The organism is Streptomyces sp. NPDC001717, assembly GCF_042892775.1.
In the GTDB taxonomy this organism is placed as follows: domain Bacteria; phylum Actinomycetota; class Actinomycetes; order Streptomycetales; family Streptomycetaceae; genus Streptomyces.
Window position 1 is genome coordinate 78088 of record NZ_JBIAUK010000021.1, and the last position, 18217, is coordinate 96304.

An 18217-nucleotide genomic window follows, 5' to 3' on the forward strand; every position below is an offset into this window, starting at 1 on the left:
CTTTCGGCGCCCCGGTCGGTCGGGACCGAAAAGGGTTGGGGCTTTCCCGTCGGTCCCATGGTCCTTCCGCGTCGGGCCGCCCTGTCAAGGGCGCTCCTTCGTCGCGTCGCTGCGCGATGTCGCTGCGCTCCACCCTTGACAGACCGACCCGCCACGGAAAGACAAGGACCAACGGGAAACCCCCAAAAGAACGGGCCGGGAGGAACAGCAACAACCAGCCGGGACAGGAATGTCCGACCCGGCTCCGCGCCGGCAGGCCCCCCAAATGTCGACCACAAGAGCCCCAGCCGCAGGAAGGGCGCCCCAGATCGCTACGCGCTCCTCATTTCTCAGCTTCTGCGGTCCGTCTGGGGCTGATCTCGCCCCAGATCGCTACGCGCTCCGCGTTGACGGCGTCCGACGGCTGTTTGGGGCTGGACATAGGCCGCCCAAGGCCTCGATTCCTCTTCCCTGACCGCGTCCGACGGTCGTCGAGGGGGAAGACGGAGCCAAACGGCGACTATTTCAACCTGTAGTGCAGTCAGGGCAGGTGAGCAGCCAAAATGCTTGAGGTTATGCCCTAATTCATGCGATATGGGTGTGGGTTTTTGGTGTCCATCGTGCTCTCCCGCGGGTACCCGTCGGCTGGGGCGGATATCTGGTCCGAATTCGGGTCCATCAGCCCCAGGAGGGGGTCGGTCGCGGTCGTCGGGAAGCGCGTAGGGATCGTGGGCGGCTTATGTCCAGCCCAAAGCGACCGCCGACGCCGTCAAAGAGAAGCGCGTAGCGATCTGACGCGTGACCAGCCCCAGGCGGACCGCAGACGCTGAGACGTGAGGAGCGCGTAGCGATTTGGGGCGCCCTTCCCCCCCGTCGGGGCTCTTGTGGTCGACATGTGGGGCAGTGGCCTGCTGGGCCGGAGCCGGGTCGGACATTTCTGCTCCGCCCGGTCGTTTCCGTTCCTCCCGGCCCGTTCTTTTGGGGGTTTCCCGTTGGTCCTTGTCTTTCCGTGGCGGGTCGGTCTGTCAAGGGTCGCCGTAGGCGATCGCGCAGCGACGCGACCGCAGGGAGCGCCCTTGACAGGGCGGCCCGACGCGGAAGGACCATGGGACCGACGGGAAAGCCCCAACCCTTATCCGTCCCGACCGACCGGGGCGCCGACAACTCCCTTGTTCCGGTTGGCTGCTCGCCTCCGACCCGGTGGGGCACCCCACCCCCACCCCCGGCAGGCTTCAGGCCCCCCTCACCCCCACCCTCCTCACCCCCCACCCCCCTCACCCCCGCCCCAGCACCACCGTCCCCGACGAGCAGAACCAGCCGCCCGTGCCCGAGGCGACCGCGATTTCCGGGAGGCGGCCGCCGGGTTTGGTGACCTGGCCCGCGCCCGCCTCGCCGCGGAGTTGGCGGACCGCTTCGACCAGCAGGAAGAGGCCGCGCATGCCCGGGTGGCAGGCGGAGAGGCCGCCGCCGTCCGTGTTGACCGGGAGTTCGCCGTCGCGCAGGAGGCGGCCCTTCTCCACGAAGGCGCCGCCTTCGCCCTTGGCGCAGAAGCCGAGGTCCTCCAGGGTCACCAGCGTCATGTACGTGAAGGCGTCGTAGATCTCGGCCAGGTCCACGTCGGCGGGTGTCAGGCCCGCCCGCTCGAAGGCGAGTCGGCCGGAGACGGCCGCCGGGGAGACCGTGAAGTCCTCCCACTCCGACATGGTGGTGTGGGAGACGGCGGTGCCGGAGCCCAGGATCCAGACCGGGGTCTTGGCGGTGTCCGGTACGTAGTCCTCCGCGGCCAGCAGCACCGCGCAGCCGCCGTCCGAGCGGATGCAGCAGTTCAGCTTCGTGAACGGGTCCGCGATCATCTCGGACGACAGCACCTCGTCGACGGTCAGCGGTTCGCGGAACATCGCGTCGGGGTTGGTGGCCGCGTTCGCGCGGGCCTGCACGGCCACCGAGGCGAGCTGCTCCAGCGTGGTCCCGTACTCGTGCATGTGGCGGCGGGCGGCCATGGCGTACTTGGAGATCAGCGTGTGGCCGTAGGGAACCTCGAACTGGAGGGGTCCCCGGGCGCCGAAGGAGAGGTTCGAGGTCCGCCGGCGCGCCTTGATGTCGGCCCGGGCCGTGGATCCGTAGACCAGCAGCACGGCGTTGGCGTGGCCGGCGGCGATGGCGTCCGCCGCGTGGGCCGCCATGACCTCCCAGGTGGAGCCGCCCACGGAGGTGGAGTCGACCCAGGTGGGGCGCAGGCCCAGGTACTCGGCGACCTCCACCGGGGCGAGCGTGCCGAGGCCGGCCGAGGCGAAGCCGTCGATGACGGAGCGGTCGAGCCCCGAGTCGGCCAGGGCGCGGCGGGCCGCCTGTGCGTGCAGGGCGTAGGGGGTCGGGCCGTCCACCCGGCCGCAGTCCGAGAGGGCGACGCCGACGACGGCGACGCGGCGGCGGGGGCGCGGTTCGGGGCGGGATCCGGGTCCGGCCGTGGTTCCAGGTGTGGGTCCGGGTGTGAGTCCAGGCATGAGGGGAAGGTACATCTGACGTCGTGTCAGTTTCTAGAGCCAACCCGCGGCTCCCGCCCCCTGTGCATCCCTCACCGCCCGCCCTAATATGACGCACCGTCAGATACGGGAGGGAGCCCGACGATGGATGCCGCCTTCACCGCGGAGCAGGACGAGATACGCCGTACCCTGCGCGAGATCCTGGGCAAACGCTGCGGCCCCGACGAGGTCAAGGCCGCCGTCCGCACGGCCGAGGGGTACGACCGTGAGCTGTGGCAGCAGCTCGCCCAGCAGCTCGGGCTGCCCGGCATCGCCGTCGCCGAGGAGTACGGCGGGGTCGGCTGCACCCCCGCCGACCTGGCCCTGGCCTGCGAGGAGACCGGGCGGGCCCTGCTGCCCTCCCCGCTGCTGGCCACCGCCGCGCTGTGCGCGCCGCTGATCACCGCCCTCGGCACGTCCGCCCAGCGTTCCGCGCTGCTCCCGCCGCTGGCGGCCGGCACCCTCACCGCCGCCCTCGCCGTACCCGGCCCGTCCCTGGCCACCGCGCTCGCGCTGACCGGCGACAACGCCGCCGGGCCGTGGTCCGGCGGCGGCCGTGCGGGCGGGGTCCAGGCCCGCGCCGCGGAGGACGGGGCCGGTTGGCGGCTGTACGGGGAAGTGCCCCAGGTGCTCGACGGGCACAGTGCGGGCCTGCTGCTGGTCGCCGCGCACACCGGCGGGTTCGCCCGCAGTCGCACGCTGCTCTTCCTCGTACGGCAGGACGCGTCCGGGCTCGTGACCTCGCGGCAGACCACCCTGGACGAGACCCGCCCGCAGGCCCGCATCGAACTGCGGGACGTGTCGGCCGAATTGCTCGGTGATCTCGACGGCGGCGAAGGGGACGGATCCGAAGTGCTCGCCGCCCTCGCCGCCACCGGTCGTACCGCCTCCGTGGTGCTCGCCGCCGAGGCGGTCGGCGCGGCGGCGCAGGCGCTCGCCCGCACCGTGGACTACGTGCAGCAGCGCGAGCAGTTCGGCCGTGCCGTCGGATCCTTCCAGGCGGTCAAGCACCGGCTCGCCGACCTCTACGTACGCGTGCAGGCGGCCCGGTCGGCGGCCTACTACGCGGCCTGGGACCCGGAGCAGGGCGGCCTCGCCCTCGCCCAGGCGCTGGAGACCCTGCGGGTGACCGCCGGCGAGGCCATCCAGCTCCACGGCGGCATCGGCTTCACCTGGGAGCACGACGCGCACCTGTACTTCAAACGGGCGGCGGCCGACGAGCTGCTGTTCGGCCCCGTCCACCGGCTGCGAGCCCACGCCGCGGACCGTGCGGACCTGTTCACCCCCCAGCCGCGGAAGGTGGCCGTCTGATGGCTGTGACCCTCGGAGTCAAGGTGATGCAGAAGGTCTCCTCGACCATGCTGTTCGCCAGGATCGCACCGCATTTCATCCCGGCCATGGACAAGGCCGTGCACAAGCTCACCCGCGGCAAGGTGATGCTCAGCGCCCAGATGCTGCCGGGCGTGATCCTCACCGCGAAGGGCGCCAAGACCGGCGAACCCCGCACGACCCCCCTCGCCTGCATGCCGGAGGCCGACGGGGTGAGCTGGCTGCTGATCGGGTCCAACTTCGGCCGGCCCGGCCACCCGGCATGGACCGGGAACCTGCTCAAGCACCCGGACGCGGACGTGAGCTGGCGCGGCCAGGACATCGCCGTACGGGCCCGGCTGCTGGAGGGGGAGGAACGCGCGGCGGCGTGGCAGGCGGTCCTGAAGTTCTGGCCGCCGTACGCGACGTACCAGGCGCGCATCGAGCGCGAGATCCGGCTGTTCCGCCTGGAGCGTCGCTGATCGCAGGCGGGCGACACGGTCGGAGCAAGGTCAGGGCGCGGCCGGAGCGCGGTCAGGGCGCGGTCAGGGCAAGGCCGGGGCGGCGGACCCTCTCGCAGGGCCCGCCGTCACTTGGTCGGCTTCTTGCCGGTGATGCCGAGGTGGACCAGGAGGGCCAGGTTCGGCTTGAGTTCGGCCTGCTTGACGCCCCAGGTCTGGAAGCCCTTCTGGTGCGAGGCGACCGCGGCCAGCATCGCGACCAGTGAGCCGGCCATCGCCGCCGGGCTGACGTCCTTGTCGACCTTGCCCTTGGCCTGGAGCTCCTTGACCGACTCCGTCAGGGAGTTGGTGACGGAATTGAGGATCTTCATGCGGATCTTGTAGAAGCGCTTGTCGCCCTCGGCCGCGCCGAGGTCCACTACACGCAGGATCGCGTCATTGCGCCGCCAGAAGTCCAGGAAGCCCTCGACGAGCTCTTCGGCGGCGGCCCACCCGGATTTGCCGACCCAGGTGCGCCCCTCGACCAGTGAGGTCAACTGCGCGCCTTCGGTCGCCATTTGCTCGGCGATCTCCAGGACGGCGCCTTCGACGTCCGGGAAGTACTGGTAGAAGGTCGCGGGGGAGGTACCGGCCTTGCGGGCGACGTCGATCACTTTGACGTCGCGGTACGGCGAGGAGCTGAGCATCTCGCTGAGGCAGTCGAGCAGCTTCTGCCGCGTCGCTTGGCCGCGCCGGCCGGCGACACGCCCGTCGACGGTGCGTACTTGTCCTGTCATGCCGTCAGCTTACCGAGGGGTGATCGGGGCGCTATTCGGCCGCCTGCAAATGGGGTTATGGGGCCCCCGGCCTGGCCGGAAAGCGGATTTGAGAGGCTTTGGCGGTGGATTCCGGCCGGGGGTGAACCCGTCGGCGGGTCCTGCGGCGGGTCGCCCGGTTGCTCAGTGTTTCCCCCGAATAGTCTTATCAACAGGCTGTGGACAAGTTTTCGGGCAGATCATGGCCGTGGAAAGTGGGACAGGTGGGAGAGGTGGGACGGTACGCACCCCCGCACAACGGAAGGAACCGGGCTCATGGCCGCATTCGCGGAAGGCGCACCCTGCTGGGTCGACGCCTCGCTGCCGGACGTCGAGGCGGGCAAGCGCTTCTACGGTGAGCTCTTCGGGTGGACTTTCGGGGACAGCGCGGGAGCCGAGTACGGCCACTACACCCAGGCCTACAGCCGCGGCCGCAACGTCGCCGCCCTCGCCCCCAAGCCCGACGGCCGGATGCCCACCGTCTGGGGGATCTACCTCTACACCACCGACGTCCACGCCTGCGCCCAGCGCATCCGGGCCGCCGGCGGTCACATGGTGATGGACCCGATGCCCGTGGGCCCGTACGGGGCCGCCGCGATGGCCGCCGACCCCGGCGGGGCCGTCTTCGGCCTGTGGCAGCCCGGCACCCATCACGGCTTCGAGGCCCAGAACGAGCCGTACACGTACTGCTGGAGCGAGGTCTACACCCGGGCCCGCGACGCCGTCGACGTCTTCTACGCCAAGGTCTTCGGCTACGTACCGGAGGACCAGAACGACGACGAGGCCGGCATCGAGTACCGCGTCTGGTCCCCGCCCGGCAAGGCGCCCGGCAGCGACACCGCCGTACTGGGCCGCAGCCTGATCACCGACGCGTTCCCCGACATCATGCCCGCGCACTTCCTCGCGTACTTCGCCGTCCCGGACTGCGACCAGTCCGTCGCGACGGTCCGGCGGCTCGGCGGGCGGGTCACCGCCGATCCCGTCGACACCCCGTACGGCCGCATCGCCGTCGTCGCCGACAATCAGGGGGCGGTCTTCGGGCTGCTCTCGGAGCCCCGGACGCGCCTGGGCCGGTGACGAGTGGGCCATCCCACCCGACCCGGCGGGCCGTGCCGGGGCCGGACCAGGCGCGGGCCTGACAGAATCGGGGTTGCGCGACCCGGGCGGCGCCCGGAGTGAGACGCTGCACGGGGCATGGCCCCGTACCGGTGGAAGCGGGCCCGGAGCGTGGGTCCGTACGGGGATGTGAAGGGGCGAGTGGTGGAGCAGCTGACGCAGCACGACCCGAGACGGATCGGCCCCTTCGAGGTGCTGGGACGGCTCGGCGCCGGCGGCATGGGGCTGGTCTATCTCGCGCGGTCCGCGTCCGGACGACGGGTCGCGATCAAGACGGTGCGCACCGAGCTCGCCGAGGACCAGCTCTTCCGCGTGCGGTTCACCCGCGAGGTCGAGGCGGCGCGCGCCGTGTCGGGCTTCTACACCGCGGCCGTGGTCGACGCCGACCCGCGGGCGGCGGTGCCGTGGCTGGCGACCGCGTACGTGCCGGCGCCCTCCCTGGAGGAGATCGTCAACGAGTGCGGGCCCATGCCCGCCCAGGCCGTGCGGTGGCTCGCGGCCGGCATCGCCGAGGCGCTGCAGTCCATCCACGGGGCGGGACTGGTCCACCGCGACCTGAAGCCGTCCAACGTGCTCGTCGTCGAGGACGGCCCGCGCGTGATCGACTTCGGCATCGCCAGCGGTGTCTCCAACACCCGTCTGACGATGACGAACGTGGCCGTCGGCACCCCCGCCTACATGTCGCCGGAGCAGGCGAAGGACTCGCGCAGCGTCAAGGGCGCCAGCGACGTCTTCTCCCTCGGCTCGACGCTGGTGTTCGCCGCGACCGGGCACCCGCCGTACCACGGGGCGAACCCGGTCGAGACGGTGTTCATGCTGCTGCGCGAGGGGCCGAACCTGGAGGGGCTCCCCGACGAGCTGCGGCCGCTGATCGACTCCTGCATGCAGATGGACGCGACGCAGCGTCCGACCCCCGCCGACCTCCAGGCACAGCTCGCCCCGCACCTCTTCGAGGGCGACGACGAGAGCGGCACCGCCTCGGCGTGGCTGCCCGGGCGCGCGGTCGCGATGATCGAGGCCCGGCGGGCGGGCAACCGTACGGCTCCCACCACCTCCCTGAACCCGCCGCGCCCGGGCTCGGACCGCAGGCCGGGGGCCGATCCGCGTCCCGGTGCGGACCCGCGTCCCGGTGCGGGCTCCGGGGGGCGTTCGGACGACGCCACGCACCGCCGCCCGCGCGGCGCCGACTCGTGGGTGGACCCGCGCACCGGGCAGGCCCTGCCGCAGCGCCCGGACCGCCCGCCGATGAACCCGGTGTCCTCGGGCGAGCCCGTCCGCCTCGGCGGTTCCCCGGTGCCGATCGGGCCCGGTCCGCGGGCGACGGCCGCGGCCCCGGCCGCGCACGCCTCCGGGGCGGATTCCGCGACCGGCTGGGTCCGTCCGCCGGGCGGCTCGGCGGTGGCCGCGCCCTCGGGCGTCGTCGTACCGACGCCGAGCGCGGCGCCGGACAGCGGGCGCTGGCGGCCGTGGCGCTTCCGCATGTCGAACGAGGTGTGGGGCACCCCGACCGTCGCGGGCGACCTGCTGTACGTCACGTCCTTCGAGGTGCACGCCCTGGACGTGGCGAGCGGCCGACGCCAGTTCAAGACCCGGGACGTGGCCTGGGCCATGGCCGTCGCCGACGGCCGTATCCACGCCTCCGACGGCCCCTCGCTCTACGCGCTCGACGCCAAGGACGGCTCGGAGCGGTGGCGGCTGTCGACGGAGTCCTGGGCGTACGCCGTGCGCGCCGAGCGGGGCACCGTCGTCACCGCGACGCGCGGGGGCGGCGTGCAGGGCTGGGAGGCCTCCAGCGGTCAGCAGCTGTGGCAGCTGAGCGGGGCCCAGACCGACTTCGAGACCCGGGAGGCGGCGCCGGTCCTGCACGACGGCACCGTGTACGTCTGGCAGGACGCCCGGCTGCGTGCGCTGGACGCCCGCTCCGGCCGCGAGTCGTGGTCGTACCCGGTCGGCGACGCGGGCTCCTGCGGCAACGTTCCGGTGCGGGTCACGCCCGGCCCCGACGGCAACGTCTACGTGGCCGCCGGCACCCGCGTGCTCTCCGTCGACCGGGCCTCGGGCCGGGTCCGCTGGCACTTCGAGGCCCCCGCGGTCTTCCTGGCGCCCCCGGCCTTCGCGCCGGGCGCGGCGGTCACGGGCGGCGGGGTGTACCTCGTCGACTACCTCGGCACGGTGTACGCCCTGGACGCGGCCACCGGTCAGGACCGCTGGCGCATCGCGACGGAGGCGCGCTCGTCCGTCGATCCGGTCGTGGTCGAGGCCGGCAACATCCACCTGGGCGCGGGCAGTGCGCTGTACACGCTCGACGCGGTCACCGGCACCCCGAAGTGGCGGTTCGCGGCGGGCGGCGAGATCACCGGCATGCCGGCGGTCGCGGACGGCCGGGTGCACTTCGGCTCCGCCGACCACTGCCTGTACACGCTGGACGCGGCGGGCGGGCAGCTGCGCTGGAAGCTGGCCACGGGGGGCGAGATCACGGGCGCCCCGGTGGCCGAGGCGGGCGTGGTCTACGCGTGCAGCAAGGACCGCTGCGTGTACGCCCTGGACGCCGCGAAGGGGACGGGTACGCGTACGTCCGCATGACGGGCTTCCGGCCCCGCCGGGTAGCGCACGGCACCGGGAGTGACAGGATGGACCCCATGAGCAACGTTTACTTCGACATCAACATCAACGGCGAGGCCGCCGGCCGCATCGTCTTCAACCTCTTCGACGAGGTCGTCCCGAAGACGGCGCGCAACTTCCGCGAGCTGGCCACCGGCCAGAACGGCTACGGCTACGCGGGCTCCGGCTTCCACCGCGTCATCCCGCAGTTCATGCTGCAGGGCGGTGACTTCACCAACCACAACGGCACCGGCGGCAAGTCCATCTACGGCGAGAAGTTCGAGGACGAGAACTTCCAGCTGAAGCACGACCGCAAGTACCTGCTGTCGATGGCGAACGCCGGCCGCAACACCAACGGCTCGCAGTTCTTCATCACCACCGTCGTCACCCCGTGGCTGGACGGCAAGCACGTCGTCTTCGGCGAGGTCGTCGAGGGCTCCGAGATCGTGGACCAGATCGAGAAGCTGGGCTCCCCCTCGGGCGCCACCCGCGCGAAGATCGAGATCGCCGCTTCGGGCGTCGTCGAGGCCTGATCCACCCCGCCTGCCCGGCCGGTCGGCCCCGCCCTTCACCGGGGCCGGGGCCGCCGCCGTTTCCGGGGCCGGTGGGCGGGCTCAGCCCGCCGGGGTGAACTGGCCCGTGCCGACCACCTTGAGGAGGGCGAGGCGCTCGGCGGTGTCACTGCCGACGGGCGGCGTGTAGAGGACCACGCGCTGGTCGCCCTCCGGGGCGAGCAGGACCTGGCAGTCCAGCTCGACCGGCCCGATCAGCGGGTGCAGGACCCGCATGCGCGAGGCCCGGCGCACGGCGACCTCGTGCAGGTCCCAGAGGGTGGTGAACTCCTCGCCGGTCCCCTTCAGCCGCTCCACCAGGCGCGCCGCCGCCGGGTCGCCCGCGCGCCGGCCCACGGCCGCCCGCAGGTCGGCCACGTGCAGCCGGCTGTAGTACTCGTGTTCCTCCGCCGGGTACGCGGCGCGCTGGGCCGGGTCGGCGAACCAGCGCCAGGCCACGTTGCGGCCGTGCTCGGACACCGTGCACACACCGCCGAGCAGGGCTTCTGCCATCGGGTTCTGGGCCAGGACGTCACCGAGGTCGCCGAGGACCTGGACGGGTGTGTCGGGGAGCCGGTCCATCAGGTGCAGCAGTCCCGGGCCGACGTGGTCGCCCGAGGTCCGCGCGGCGGGCGGACGGCGGCCTGCGAGGAGGTGGAGGTGGTCGCGTTCGTCGTCGGACAGGCGCAGGGCCCGTGCCAGGGCGGCGAGCATCTCGGGCGAGGGCTGCGGGCCGCGGGCCTGTTCGAGGCGGATGTAGTAGTCGGCCGACATGCCGGCGAGCTGGGCGACCTCCTCGCGGCGAAGGCCCGGCGTGCGGCGTCGGGGGCCGACCGGCAGGCCGGCGTCCTGGGGCCTTACCCGCTCGCGGGAGCGGCGCAGGAAATCGGCGAGTGCCTCACGGTCGATCTTCATACGGTCATCCTGCCGGATGGCCTGGTGCCCAACCAGGGACTGCCGATCCCAGGGTGAGGAGGGCTCTCCCGGCCCTTTCCGGGCGGCGCCAATGTGGGTCGGGCCGGAGCGAGAACGCCCCGGACGACACCGCCGACACGGTCGGCACCGCAGACACCGGGAGCACATCATGGCCATCGTCGACGTCAACGGCGCGCAGGTCCACTACGAGAAGACCGGCTCGGGCCCCGCCCTGGTCCTGGTCCACGGCACCGGATCGGCCGGCGCGGCCCTCAACTGGGGTCAGACCGCTCCCCGGTTCGCCCCGCACCACACCGTGATCACCCCCGACCTGTCCGGCACCGACGCGACCGTGGACGACGGTGCCCCGCTCACGGCCGAGGGTCTCGCCGCCCAGGTCATCGCCGTCATCGAGGACGCGGTGGACGCGGCGGACGGGCCGGTCGACCTGCTGGGCTTCTCGATGGGCTCCACCGTCGCCGCCACCGTCGCCGCGCTCCGCCCCGACCTGGTGCGCAGGCTGATCCTGGTCGCCGGTTGGGCCCACACCGACAGCGACGAGTACCTGCGCAGCCTCTTCACGCTCTGGCAGGACCTCGGCACCTCCGACCCCGCCTCCTTCGGCCGTGCCGTGGCGATGACCGGCTTCAGCAGCGGGTTCCTCAACGCCATCGGCCGCGCGGCGTTCGAGGCCCTGATCCCCAACATGCCGCCCACCGAGGGCACCCTGCGCCACATCGACTACGACCTGCGGGTGGACATCCGTCCGCTGCTGCCCCGCATCGAGGCTCCCACCCTGGTGATCGGCGGCACCCAGGACATCACCGTCCCGGTCCGGCACAGCCGCGAGCTGCACGCCGCCATCGCGAACAGCTCCTACGCCGAGATCGACGCGGGCCACGTCATGCTCTTCGAGCAGGAGGACGCCTTCGTCAAGCTCGTGAGCGACTTCATTGCGTGAACACCCGCACCACCGGAGGCTCCGCCAGGAGCGCCGTCGTGCGGGCCAGGGCGGCGGCCAGGTGGGGGGAGGCGAGGTGGGCCTGCCAGGAGGAGTCGTCGGCCCATTCCTCCAGGACCACCCAGGCGCCGGGGGCGACCGGGTCCTCGTACGGGCGGTAGGAGAGGTTGCCGGCCTCGGCCCGGGTGGGGGCGACGAGGGCGAGGGCCTGGGCGCGGACTTCCGCCTCCCGGCCGGGGAGGGCCCGGAGACGGGCGATCGCCGTCACGGAGGTCTGCGGGGTGGAGGTCATCGCGCCGACGCCGCCTTCGCCTTGGCCTCGAGGGCCGCGAGCAGGTCCCGGACGAGGGAGATGGTGGTCTCGTCCGTCAGGTTGCCGTCCCCGTCGAAGCGCTCGTGCGATCGGAACACCTGCACCTCGGGCTTGACGACGACGTCGCTGTCGGTCCACACGAACACCTGCCGCAGCGCCAACTGCGCGCGCACGGTGCCGAAGTTGGTGGGCGCGGCGCCCAGGATGGCGATCGGCTTGCGCAGCAGGGGCAGGCCCTCCTGCTTGGTCCAGTCGGTGCTGACCCAGTCGAGGGCGTTCTTCAGGGTGCCCGGGATCGAGTAGTTGAACTCCGGGGTGGCGATCAGCAGTCCGTCGGCCGCGTCGATCCGGCGGCGCAGCTCGGCCACGGCGGCCGGACGGTCCCGCGGGTTGTCGAGGTCCTGGTCGTACGGGGGGATCTCGCGCAGGCCGTCGTAGATCTCGATGTCCAGGCCACCGGGCTGGTGCTTGCGCGCGGCGCGCAGCAGGGCGGTGTTGTGCGAGTCGGCGCGCAGGCTGCCGGAGATGGCAAGGATCTTGAACCCGGACATGACGGTCCCCCTCGGTGAGCGGCGTGGTCGTGGTGACCCCGGCACCGAAAAGACTAAACAGAACGGTTCAGTTCTGCAACTGAACCGTTCGGTAACCTGCGTCAGCGCAGTCGGAACTCCTTCCCGGGTCGGCGGGACGCGAAGAGTTCCGCCTGGTCGTCCGGTGTCAGGTTGCCCAGCGAGATCAGCGCCGGCGCCTGGGACAGGGCCTGTTGGAGCGCGGCCTGCTTCGCCGACCACAGCGCCCGTACGGTGCCCTGCACGGCCCCCGTCGGATGACCGGCCAGGGTTTCCGCCGCCCGCAGGGCCGCCGGGAGGAGTTCCCCGGGCTCGGTCAGTTCCGAGACGAGCCCGATCTCGTACGCGCGCCGCGCCGAGAGCCGCTCGGCCGTGCCCATCAGGGACATCCGGGCCGCCTCGCCGAACGGCATGCGCTGCGCCATGTACACGGCCTCGTAGGCGCTGACCATCCCGTAGGTGGTGTGCGGGTCGAAGAAGCTCGCCGAGGAGGACGCGACGAGGAACTCCGACTCGCCCAGCAGGTAGAACGCCCCGCCGCAGGCCATGCCGTTGACGGCGGCGACCACCGGCTTCCACAGGTCGCCCGCCTTCGGGCCGATTGCGGCCAGCGGATCGTCGACCGAGTACGGGGAGCCGGGCTGCGGCACCTCGACGCCCCGGTCGATGCCCGTGCAGAAGGCGGCCGTCCCCGCGCCCGTCAGCACCACCGCCCGCACGTCGTCGTCGAAGCGGAACTCCCGCCACGTCGCGACCAGTTCGGCGGCCGTCTCCAGGTCGATCGCGTTGTGCCGGCGCTCCCGGTCCAGGGTGACGACCGCGACCCCGGTCGCCTTGTCCCGCTCCACCCGCAGCGTCAAGACTTCTCCAGGATCCAGCGCGGCACGGCCATCCCGTCGACGCTCGTGAAGGTCACCTGGACCCGCGCCCCGATGCGCAGCCTGGCCGGGTCCACGGAGTCGAGCGGGGCGTCGGCGGAGGTCACCAGGTTCCCGGCGAGCCGGATCCGGGGCGCGTCGGCGAGCTCCACGAGGATCACGTTGTACGGGGCCTGCGCCGCGTACGCGGGCAGCAGCGGCGGGTGGGGCAGCACGTAGGACCAGATCCTGCCCCGGCCGCTCATCGGCCGCCACTCGCTGTCGAAGGACCGGCAGTGCGGGCAGCAGGGGCGGGGCGGGAAGCGGAGCTCGCCGCAGGCCGTGCAGGCCTGGACGCGGAGCTCGCCCCGGGCGGCGTACTCCCAGAAGGGCGCGCCGTCCTCGTCGGGGACGGGCAGCAACAGGCCCTCGGCGGAGGGGGACGTGGGCGCGTGCGTGGGTACGGATGCGGTCATGGCCGGCTCAGCTCCTCAGCAGGATCGCGGACGTCGGGACACCCTCGCCCGCCGTCACCAGGCAGGTCGCGGCGTCCGGCACCTGGGCGGTGGAGATGCCGCGCAGCTGCTTGACGCCCTCGTTGATCAGGTTGAAGCCGTGCACGTAGGCCTCGGACAGACCGCCGCCACCCGTGTTGATCGGGAGCCTGCCGCCCATCTCCAGGGCCCCGCCCTCGGTGAAGGCGGCGCCCTCGCCGCGCCCGCAGAAGCCGTAGCCCTCCAGGGAGAGCGGGATCAGCGGGGTGAACGCGTCGTAGATCTGGGCGACGTCCACGTCCTGGGGCCCGAAGTCGGCCTGCTTCCACAGGTGTCGGGCGGCCGTCCAGGCGGGGCCGCTCAGCGGGTCCTCGTTCCAGTAGTTGACCATGCCGTGGTGCTGCGAGGGCAGGCCCTGGGCGGCGGAGTGCACGTAGACGGGCTTCTGGCGGCAGTCCCGGGCGCGTTCGGCGGAGACGATCACGCAGGCGAGCGCGCCGTCGGTCTCCAGGCAGTTGTCGAAGAGGCAGAGCGGGTCGCTGATCATGCGGGAGGTCATGTACATCTCGCGGGTCAGCGGGCGCTCGTACATCATCGCGGCCGGGTTCTCGTTGGCCCGGTTGCGGCAGGCCATCGCCACGTTGAAGAGGTGGTCGCGGGTGGCGCCGTACTCGTGCATGTAGCGGCGGGCCAGCATGCCGATCTCGTCGGCCGGCCGCAGCAGCCCGAAGGGGCGGGTCCACTGGCCGGGGGTGGGCAGCTGGACGGCGGTGTTCTTCCAGGGGCGGGGGCCCGAGCCGCGCTTGCGGGAGCGCCAGGCGACGCCGACGGTGGCCTGGCCCGTGGCGACGGCCGCGGCGAGGTGTCCGACGGTGGCGCAGGAACCGCCACCGCCGTAGCCGATCTTGGAGAAGAAGGTGACGTCGCCGGCGCCGATGGCCTTGGCGACCTCGACCTCGTCGGTCTCCTCCATGGTGTACGAGGAGAAGGCGTCGACCTCGGACGGGTCGATGCCCGCGTCGTCGAGGGCCGCCAGGATGGCCCGGCAGGCCAGTTCCTTCTCGGACTGCGGCAGTCGTTTGGCAAAGGGCGTCTGGCCGATGCCGACTATCGCCGTAGCGTCCTTGAGCGTTGCCGCCATCGCCACCTCCGTGGGTGAGGGGTGCACCGGTACTGCTGACAGCCGCGAAGGCTACAGCTAATCTGACGGATAGTCAGCTACTGGGTTCGCGGAGGGGTGGCACGGATGGGCGACGAGGGGCGCGAGGGCGGGCACGGCGACCGGCACGGAGACCTGCCCGGAGGCTTGCCCGGCGACCGGCGGGAGGACGCACGGGCGGACCTGCGCTGGGGCAGCATCGGCGGGCTCGTCCGGGCGGCAGCCGTACGGTACGCCGACCGCGAGGCCGTCGTCGACGGCCGCGTCAGGATCGACTACGCCCAGCTCGGCGAGCGCGTCGAGCGCGCCGCGGCCGCCTGCCTGGCCGCCGGCGTCGAACCCGGCGACCGCGTCGCCGTCTGGGCCCCCAACACCCTCGACTGGATCGTCTCCGCGCTCGGCGCCGTCTCGGCCGGCGCCGTGCTCGTCCCGCTCAACACCCGCTTCAAGGGCGCGGAAGCGGCCTACGTCCTGCGGCGCAGCCGCGCGAAGCTGCTCTTCATCACCGGGACCTTCCTCGGCACCTCGTACGTCGCCTCGCTGCGCCGCGCCGCCGCCGAGGGCCCCGGCACGGGTCCGCTGCCCGGGCTGCCGCACCTGGAGGAGGTCGTCGTCCTCGCCGAGGACGCGCCCGAGTCCTTCCGCACCTGGAAGGACTTCCTCGCCGGCGGGGACTCCGTCCCGGCGGCGGTGGTCCGCGAGCGCGCGGAATCCGTTCGCCCCGACGCGCCCTCCGACATCATCTTCACCTCGGGCACCACCGGCAGCCCCAAGGGCGCCGTCATCACCCACGGCCAGTCCCTGCGCTGCTACGAGGTGTGGAGCGAGCTCGCCGGACTGCGCGAGGGCGACCGCTACCTGATCGTGAACCCCTTCTTCCACACCTTCGGCTACAAGGCCGGGATCATCGCCTGCCTGATGCGCGGCGCCACGATGGTCCCGCAGCCCGTCTTCAACGTGGACACCGCCCTCGCCAACGTCGCCGCCGAGCGGATCTCCGTCCTCCCCGGGCCGCCCACCCTCCACCAGTCGCTCCTCGACCACCCCCAGCGCGACCACCACGACCTGTCGGCCCTGCGCCTGGTCGTCACCGGCGCGGCCGTGGTCCCGCTCCAGCTCGTCGAGCGGCTCCGCAGCGAGCTGCACATCGCCACCGTCCTGACCGCCTACGGGCTCTCCGAGGCGAGCGGCATCGTCACGATGTGCCGGCAGGGGGATCCGGCGCAGGTCATCGCGGAGACCTCGGGACGGGCCATCCCCGACACCGAGGTGATGATCACGGACTCCGACGGGCAGCCGCAGCCGGCCGGCCGGGTCGGCGAGATCCTCGTGCGCGGGTACAACGTCATGCAGGGGTACTTCGAGGACCCCGAGGAGACCGCGAACACGATCGACGGCGAGGGCTGGCTGCACACCGGCGACGTCGGGTTCAAGGACGCGCACGGCAACCTGCGCATCACCGACCGGATCAAGGACATGTTCATCGTCGGCGGCTTCAACGCCTACCCCGCCGAGATAGAGCAGCTCCTCGGCCTGCACCCGGACATCGCGGACGTCGCCGTCGTCGGCATCCCCGACCCCCGCCTCGGCGAGGTCGGCAAGGCCTACGCCGTGCGCCGCCCCGGATCCACCCTCACCGCCGACGACCTGATCGCCTGGTCACGCCGGGAGATGGCCAACTACAAGGTGCCGCGCGAGGTGGAGTTCGTCGCCGAACTGCCGCGCAACGCGAGCGGCAAAGTCCTCAAGCGGGAACTGCGCACGCGTTGAGTCAGGGGACGAGCCTGCCCAGGTCGATGGCCGCGGGGAACGGCACCGACACCTTCAGCCACTCGCGGTGGATCCCGGTGGGGACGTAGGTCCGGGTGACCGTGTCCAGCTCGTAGACGTGGACGGCGGGCTCGCCCGCCTCGTCCTCGACGCGCCAGAAGTGGGGGATCCCGGCCTGGGCGTACTTGAAGGGCTTGATGGAGCGGTCACGGTCGGCCGATTCCTCGGAGACCACTTCGATCACCAGGACGACCTCGTTCGGAAGGTAGCGGGTGCGGTCGGGATCGTAGGCGACCGTCGCGGCCAGGATGTCCGGCTCGGGACGGCTCCTCTTGTCGAGCCGGACCGTCATCTCCCGCGAGACCTCGATGCCCTCGGGTGCGGCTTGTTCCAGGCTGGTGGTCAGCTTCTGCACGAGCCTGGAGTGCCAGTTCCGCTGAGGGGACATCCTGAAGATCAGCGCGCCGTCGATGAGCTCGGTGTGCCGGGGGGCCTGGGGCAGGTGATCGAGGTCGTCCGCTTCCCAGCCGCTCGGGCGGGGCGGGTACATCCAGTCGGGGAGTTCGGGGAGCTCGGCTGCCATGGTTTCCTCCAGGGGATCCTGGGCCAGCCTACTCAGCCGGGACCTTCGGTATCGGCGTTCGGCCCGGCCCCTCCGGGCGCCGGGCCAGGACCAGCCTCCACCGCGGGGCGCCGCCCGGCTGCCGCCCGAAGTGCTCCAGCGGCACGGTCTCCACCGTGAAACCGGCCGCCCGCAGGTCCTCCCGGACCCCGCTCAGCGGGAAGGTCCGGTAGTACATGACGAAGGGCGGCCGCCACACCGCGTTGCGCACCCGCATCGCCGCGTCGAAGCCCGCCACCGCCCACCACGCCGGCGAGGCGGGCGGCATCGGCGCGCCGATCGGGAACGCGAAGACCCCGCCGGGGCGCAGCGCCCGGTGGACTCCGGAGAACAGGGCGGGCCGCTCGGCCGGCAGGAAGTGGCCGAAGGCGCCGAAGCTCACGGCCAGGTCGTACGAGTCCCCGAGCGCGGCCGGCAGCGCCCGCGCGTCGGCCCGTACGAAGTCCACGCGCTCGTCCGCGTGCGCGCGGGAGGCCTCGGCGAGCATGCCCGCGCTGACGTCCACCCCGGTCACCCGCCCCCGACACAGCCGCCGCAGCATGCCGATCGCCGCGCCCGTGCCGCAGCAGACGTCCAGGCCGGCGTCGAAGGAGCCCTCCCGCTGGGCGAGGGTCTCCTCCACCGCGTCCAGCATCCGGTCCGGGGTGCGGAAGGGGGTGTGGTCGAACTTCGGCGCGAGCAGGTCGTAGCCCCGCTCGACCGAGGTGAGGGCCTGTGCGGCGAGTTCGCGGACGCTCGGCCCGTGGGAGGAGAACACCGTCCCCAGGGTAGTGATCGCGAGCCTCTCGGCGGGGATCGCGGGATCTTCGGCCTTTCCCGGACATGCGAACGCGGCGGCCGCGGTGGCTCCCCCTCCGGGCCACCGCGGCCGCCGTTCCCCCGTTCCCCCGTACCACTGGGTCCCCGGTACCCCCGTACCCCCGTGGGTCCCCAGTGGCGCGGCGCCGCCGTTACGGCAGGGTGCCGGTCGCGTGGTTGTCGAGCGTCACGATCTCCTCGTCGGCCGGGGCCGTGGTGAGCGGTTCGCCCGTGGCGTGGTTGTCGAGCGGCTTGATCTCGATGCCCGTGGCGTGGTTGTCCAGCGGCTTGATGTCGCCGTCGACCGGAAGGATGTTCTCGTTCGTCGTCATCACGCACTCCTGATGGTGGGTCGGGACCCGCTCGGCGATTCCCCCGCGGACCGCCGAGCGGGTTGTCCAGCCGACCCGCGTGCCCCCCGACGCGA

The 18217-nt window shown here is 72.3% G+C and carries 18 protein-coding genes; 7 read left to right on the forward strand and 11 right to left on the reverse strand.

Annotation, left to right across the window (positions count from 1 at the left end; genetic code table 11):
- Positions 1-1253 precede the first annotated feature (1253 nt).
- A complete protein-coding gene (locus ACFYZL_RS27670; protein ID WP_388682666.1) occupies positions 1254-2483 on the reverse strand; it encodes an acetyl-CoA acetyltransferase in 1230 nt (409 codons plus the stop codon).
- Positions 2484-2606: 123 nt separating this feature from the next.
- Here ACFYZL_RS27670 and ACFYZL_RS27675 point away from each other — a divergent pair, with 123 nt between their 5' ends.
- Together ACFYZL_RS27675 and ACFYZL_RS27680 are read left to right on the forward strand one after the other, a co-directional pair.
- Positions 2607-3812 (forward strand): acyl-CoA dehydrogenase family protein, encoded by a 1206-nt coding sequence (locus ACFYZL_RS27675; protein WP_384757815.1) that lies wholly within the window; start codon positions 2607-2609, stop codon positions 3810-3812.
- Positions 3812-4291 carry a nitroreductase family deazaflavin-dependent oxidoreductase gene (locus tag ACFYZL_RS27680; RefSeq protein WP_384757812.1) on the forward strand — a complete coding sequence of 160 codons (480 nt, stop codon included), beginning with the start codon at positions 3812-3814 and terminating at the stop codon, positions 4289-4291. The genes ACFYZL_RS27675 and ACFYZL_RS27680 overlap by 1 nt, the downstream gene beginning before the upstream one ends.
- 107 nt (positions 4292-4398) lie before the next feature.
- Here the strand turns inward: ACFYZL_RS27680 and ACFYZL_RS27685 are convergent, their stop codons facing one another.
- Positions 4399-5046: a TetR family transcriptional regulator gene (locus ACFYZL_RS27685; RefSeq protein WP_376660656.1), complete on the reverse strand. Its 648-nt coding sequence runs from the start codon at positions 5044-5046 to the stop codon at positions 4399-4401.
- Between the two features lie 294 nt (positions 5047-5340).
- Here ACFYZL_RS27685 and ACFYZL_RS27690 point away from each other — a divergent pair, with 294 nt between their 5' ends.
- The 3 genes from ACFYZL_RS27690 to ACFYZL_RS27700 all read left to right on the forward strand — a co-directional run bounded on the left by ACFYZL_RS27690 (position 5341) and on the right by ACFYZL_RS27700 (position 9314).
- Positions 5341-6141: a VOC family protein gene (locus tag ACFYZL_RS27690; protein WP_384757809.1), complete on the forward strand. Its 801-nt coding sequence runs from the start codon at positions 5341-5343 to the stop codon at positions 6139-6141.
- A 183-nt stretch (positions 6142-6324) separates the two neighbouring features.
- Positions 6325-8763, forward strand: a complete 2439-nt coding sequence (locus tag ACFYZL_RS27695) for a PQQ-binding-like beta-propeller repeat protein (RefSeq protein ID WP_384757807.1) — start codon at positions 6325-6327, stop codon at positions 8761-8763.
- 56 nt (positions 8764-8819) lie between these two features.
- Positions 8820-9314: a peptidylprolyl isomerase gene (locus tag ACFYZL_RS27700; RefSeq protein ID WP_384757804.1), complete on the forward strand. Its 495-nt coding sequence runs from the start codon at positions 8820-8822 to the stop codon at positions 9312-9314.
- An 81-nt stretch (positions 9315-9395) separates the two neighbouring features.
- On the opposite strand, the gene ACFYZL_RS27705 is transcribed toward ACFYZL_RS27700, so the two are convergent.
- Positions 9396-10247: a helix-turn-helix transcriptional regulator gene (locus tag ACFYZL_RS27705; protein WP_384757754.1), complete on the reverse strand. Its 852-nt coding sequence runs from the start codon at positions 10245-10247 to the stop codon at positions 9396-9398.
- A 169-nt stretch (positions 10248-10416) separates the two neighbouring features.
- On the opposite strand from ACFYZL_RS27705, the gene ACFYZL_RS27710 reads away from it, so the two are divergent.
- Positions 10417-11208 carry an alpha/beta fold hydrolase gene (locus tag ACFYZL_RS27710; RefSeq protein WP_384757756.1) on the forward strand — a complete coding sequence of 264 codons (792 nt, stop codon included), beginning with the start codon at positions 10417-10419 and terminating at the stop codon, positions 11206-11208.
- On the opposite strand, the gene ACFYZL_RS27715 is transcribed toward ACFYZL_RS27710, so the two are convergent.
- From ACFYZL_RS27715 to ACFYZL_RS27735, 5 genes are all read right to left on the reverse strand, one after another.
- Positions 11198-11500, reverse strand: coding sequence for a putative quinol monooxygenase (locus tag ACFYZL_RS27715; protein WP_384757759.1), 303 nt, complete (start codon positions 11498-11500; stop codon positions 11198-11200). The genes ACFYZL_RS27710 and ACFYZL_RS27715 overlap by 11 nt on opposite strands.
- Complete coding sequence (locus ACFYZL_RS27720) at positions 11497-12072, reverse strand: NADPH-dependent FMN reductase (RefSeq protein WP_384757762.1); 576 nt, start codon at positions 12070-12072, stop codon at positions 11497-11499. The genes ACFYZL_RS27715 and ACFYZL_RS27720 overlap by 4 nt, the downstream gene beginning before the upstream one ends.
- A gap of 101 nt (positions 12073-12173) precedes the next feature.
- Entirely contained in the window at positions 12174-12950 is a 777-nt protein-coding gene (locus ACFYZL_RS27725; protein WP_384757765.1) for an enoyl-CoA hydratase/isomerase family protein, read from the reverse strand.
- Positions 12947-13423 (reverse strand): Zn-ribbon domain-containing OB-fold protein, encoded by a 477-nt coding sequence (locus ACFYZL_RS27730; RefSeq protein WP_384591439.1) that lies wholly within the window; start codon positions 13421-13423, stop codon positions 12947-12949. The genes ACFYZL_RS27725 and ACFYZL_RS27730 overlap by 4 nt, the downstream gene beginning before the upstream one ends.
- A 7-nt stretch (positions 13424-13430) precedes the next feature.
- Positions 13431-14582: a lipid-transfer protein gene (locus tag ACFYZL_RS27735; RefSeq protein WP_384757768.1), complete on the reverse strand. Its 1152-nt coding sequence runs from the start codon at positions 14580-14582 to the stop codon at positions 13431-13433.
- A 105-nt stretch (positions 14583-14687) separates the two neighbouring features.
- On the opposite strand from ACFYZL_RS27735, the gene ACFYZL_RS27740 reads away from it, so the two are divergent.
- The gene (locus ACFYZL_RS27740; protein WP_388682674.1) at positions 14688-16370 is read left to right on the forward strand and encodes a FadD3 family acyl-CoA ligase; all 1683 of its coding nucleotides are present in this window, start codon (positions 14688-14690) and stop codon (positions 16368-16370) included.
- A 1-nt stretch (position 16371) separates the two neighbouring features.
- Here the strand turns inward: ACFYZL_RS27740 and ACFYZL_RS27745 are convergent, their stop codons facing one another.
- The 3 genes from ACFYZL_RS27745 to ACFYZL_RS27755 all read right to left on the reverse strand — a co-directional run bounded on the left by ACFYZL_RS27745 (position 16372) and on the right by ACFYZL_RS27755 (position 18122).
- Positions 16372-16953: a Uma2 family endonuclease gene (locus ACFYZL_RS27745; protein WP_388682676.1), complete on the reverse strand. Its 582-nt coding sequence runs from the start codon at positions 16951-16953 to the stop codon at positions 16372-16374.
- A gap of 28 nt (positions 16954-16981) precedes the next feature.
- Positions 16982-17749: a methyltransferase domain-containing protein gene (locus tag ACFYZL_RS27750; protein WP_388682679.1), complete on the reverse strand. Its 768-nt coding sequence runs from the start codon at positions 17747-17749 to the stop codon at positions 16982-16984.
- A 193-nt stretch (positions 17750-17942) separates the two neighbouring features.
- Positions 17943-18122, reverse strand: a complete 180-nt coding sequence (locus ACFYZL_RS27755; RefSeq protein WP_384591454.1) for a hypothetical protein — start codon at positions 18120-18122, stop codon at positions 17943-17945.
- Positions 18123-18217: the final 95 nt, after the last annotated feature.

What these genes read in the sequence shown, in the direction of transcription:
- ACFYZL_RS27690 (WP_384757809.1), top strand. Translation starts at nt 5,341, where the DNA reads ATGGCCGCATTCGCGGAAGGCGCACCCTGCTGGGTCGACGCCTCGCTG.
- ACFYZL_RS27745 (WP_388682676.1), bottom strand. Translation starts at nt 16,953, where the DNA reads ATGGCAGCCGAGCTCCCCGAACTCCCCGACTGGATGTACCCGCCCCGC.
- ACFYZL_RS27670 (WP_388682666.1), bottom strand. Translation starts at nt 2,483, where the DNA reads ATGCCTGGACTCACACCCGGACCCACACCTGGAACCACGGCCGGACCC.
- ACFYZL_RS27675 (WP_384757815.1), top strand. Translation starts at nt 2,607, where the DNA reads ATGGATGCCGCCTTCACCGCGGAGCAGGACGAGATACGCCGTACCCTG.
- ACFYZL_RS27735 (WP_384757768.1), bottom strand. Translation starts at nt 14,582, where the DNA reads ATGGCGGCAACGCTCAAGGACGCTACGGCGATAGTCGGCATCGGCCAG.
- ACFYZL_RS27715 (WP_384757759.1), bottom strand. Translation starts at nt 11,500, where the DNA reads ATGACCTCCACCCCGCAGACCTCCGTGACGGCGATCGCCCGTCTCCGG.
- ACFYZL_RS27730 (WP_384591439.1), bottom strand. Translation starts at nt 13,423, where the DNA reads ATGACCGCATCCGTACCCACGCACGCGCCCACGTCCCCCTCCGCCGAG.
- ACFYZL_RS27680 (WP_384757812.1), top strand. Translation starts at nt 3,812, where the DNA reads ATGGCTGTGACCCTCGGAGTCAAGGTGATGCAGAAGGTCTCCTCGACC.
- ACFYZL_RS27705 (WP_384757754.1), bottom strand. Translation starts at nt 10,247, where the DNA reads ATGAAGATCGACCGTGAGGCACTCGCCGATTTCCTGCGCCGCTCCCGC.
- ACFYZL_RS27720 (WP_384757762.1), bottom strand. Translation starts at nt 12,072, where the DNA reads ATGTCCGGGTTCAAGATCCTTGCCATCTCCGGCAGCCTGCGCGCCGAC.
- ACFYZL_RS27740 (WP_388682674.1), top strand. Translation starts at nt 14,688, where the DNA reads ATGGGCGACGAGGGGCGCGAGGGCGGGCACGGCGACCGGCACGGAGAC.
- ACFYZL_RS27710 (WP_384757756.1), top strand. Translation starts at nt 10,417, where the DNA reads ATGGCCATCGTCGACGTCAACGGCGCGCAGGTCCACTACGAGAAGACC.
- ACFYZL_RS27685 (WP_376660656.1), bottom strand. Translation starts at nt 5,046, where the DNA reads ATGACAGGACAAGTACGCACCGTCGACGGGCGTGTCGCCGGCCGGCGC.
- ACFYZL_RS27755 (WP_384591454.1), bottom strand. Translation starts at nt 18,122, where the DNA reads ATGACGACGAACGAGAACATCCTTCCGGTCGACGGCGACATCAAGCCG.
- ACFYZL_RS27700 (WP_384757804.1), top strand. Translation starts at nt 8,820, where the DNA reads ATGAGCAACGTTTACTTCGACATCAACATCAACGGCGAGGCCGCCGGC.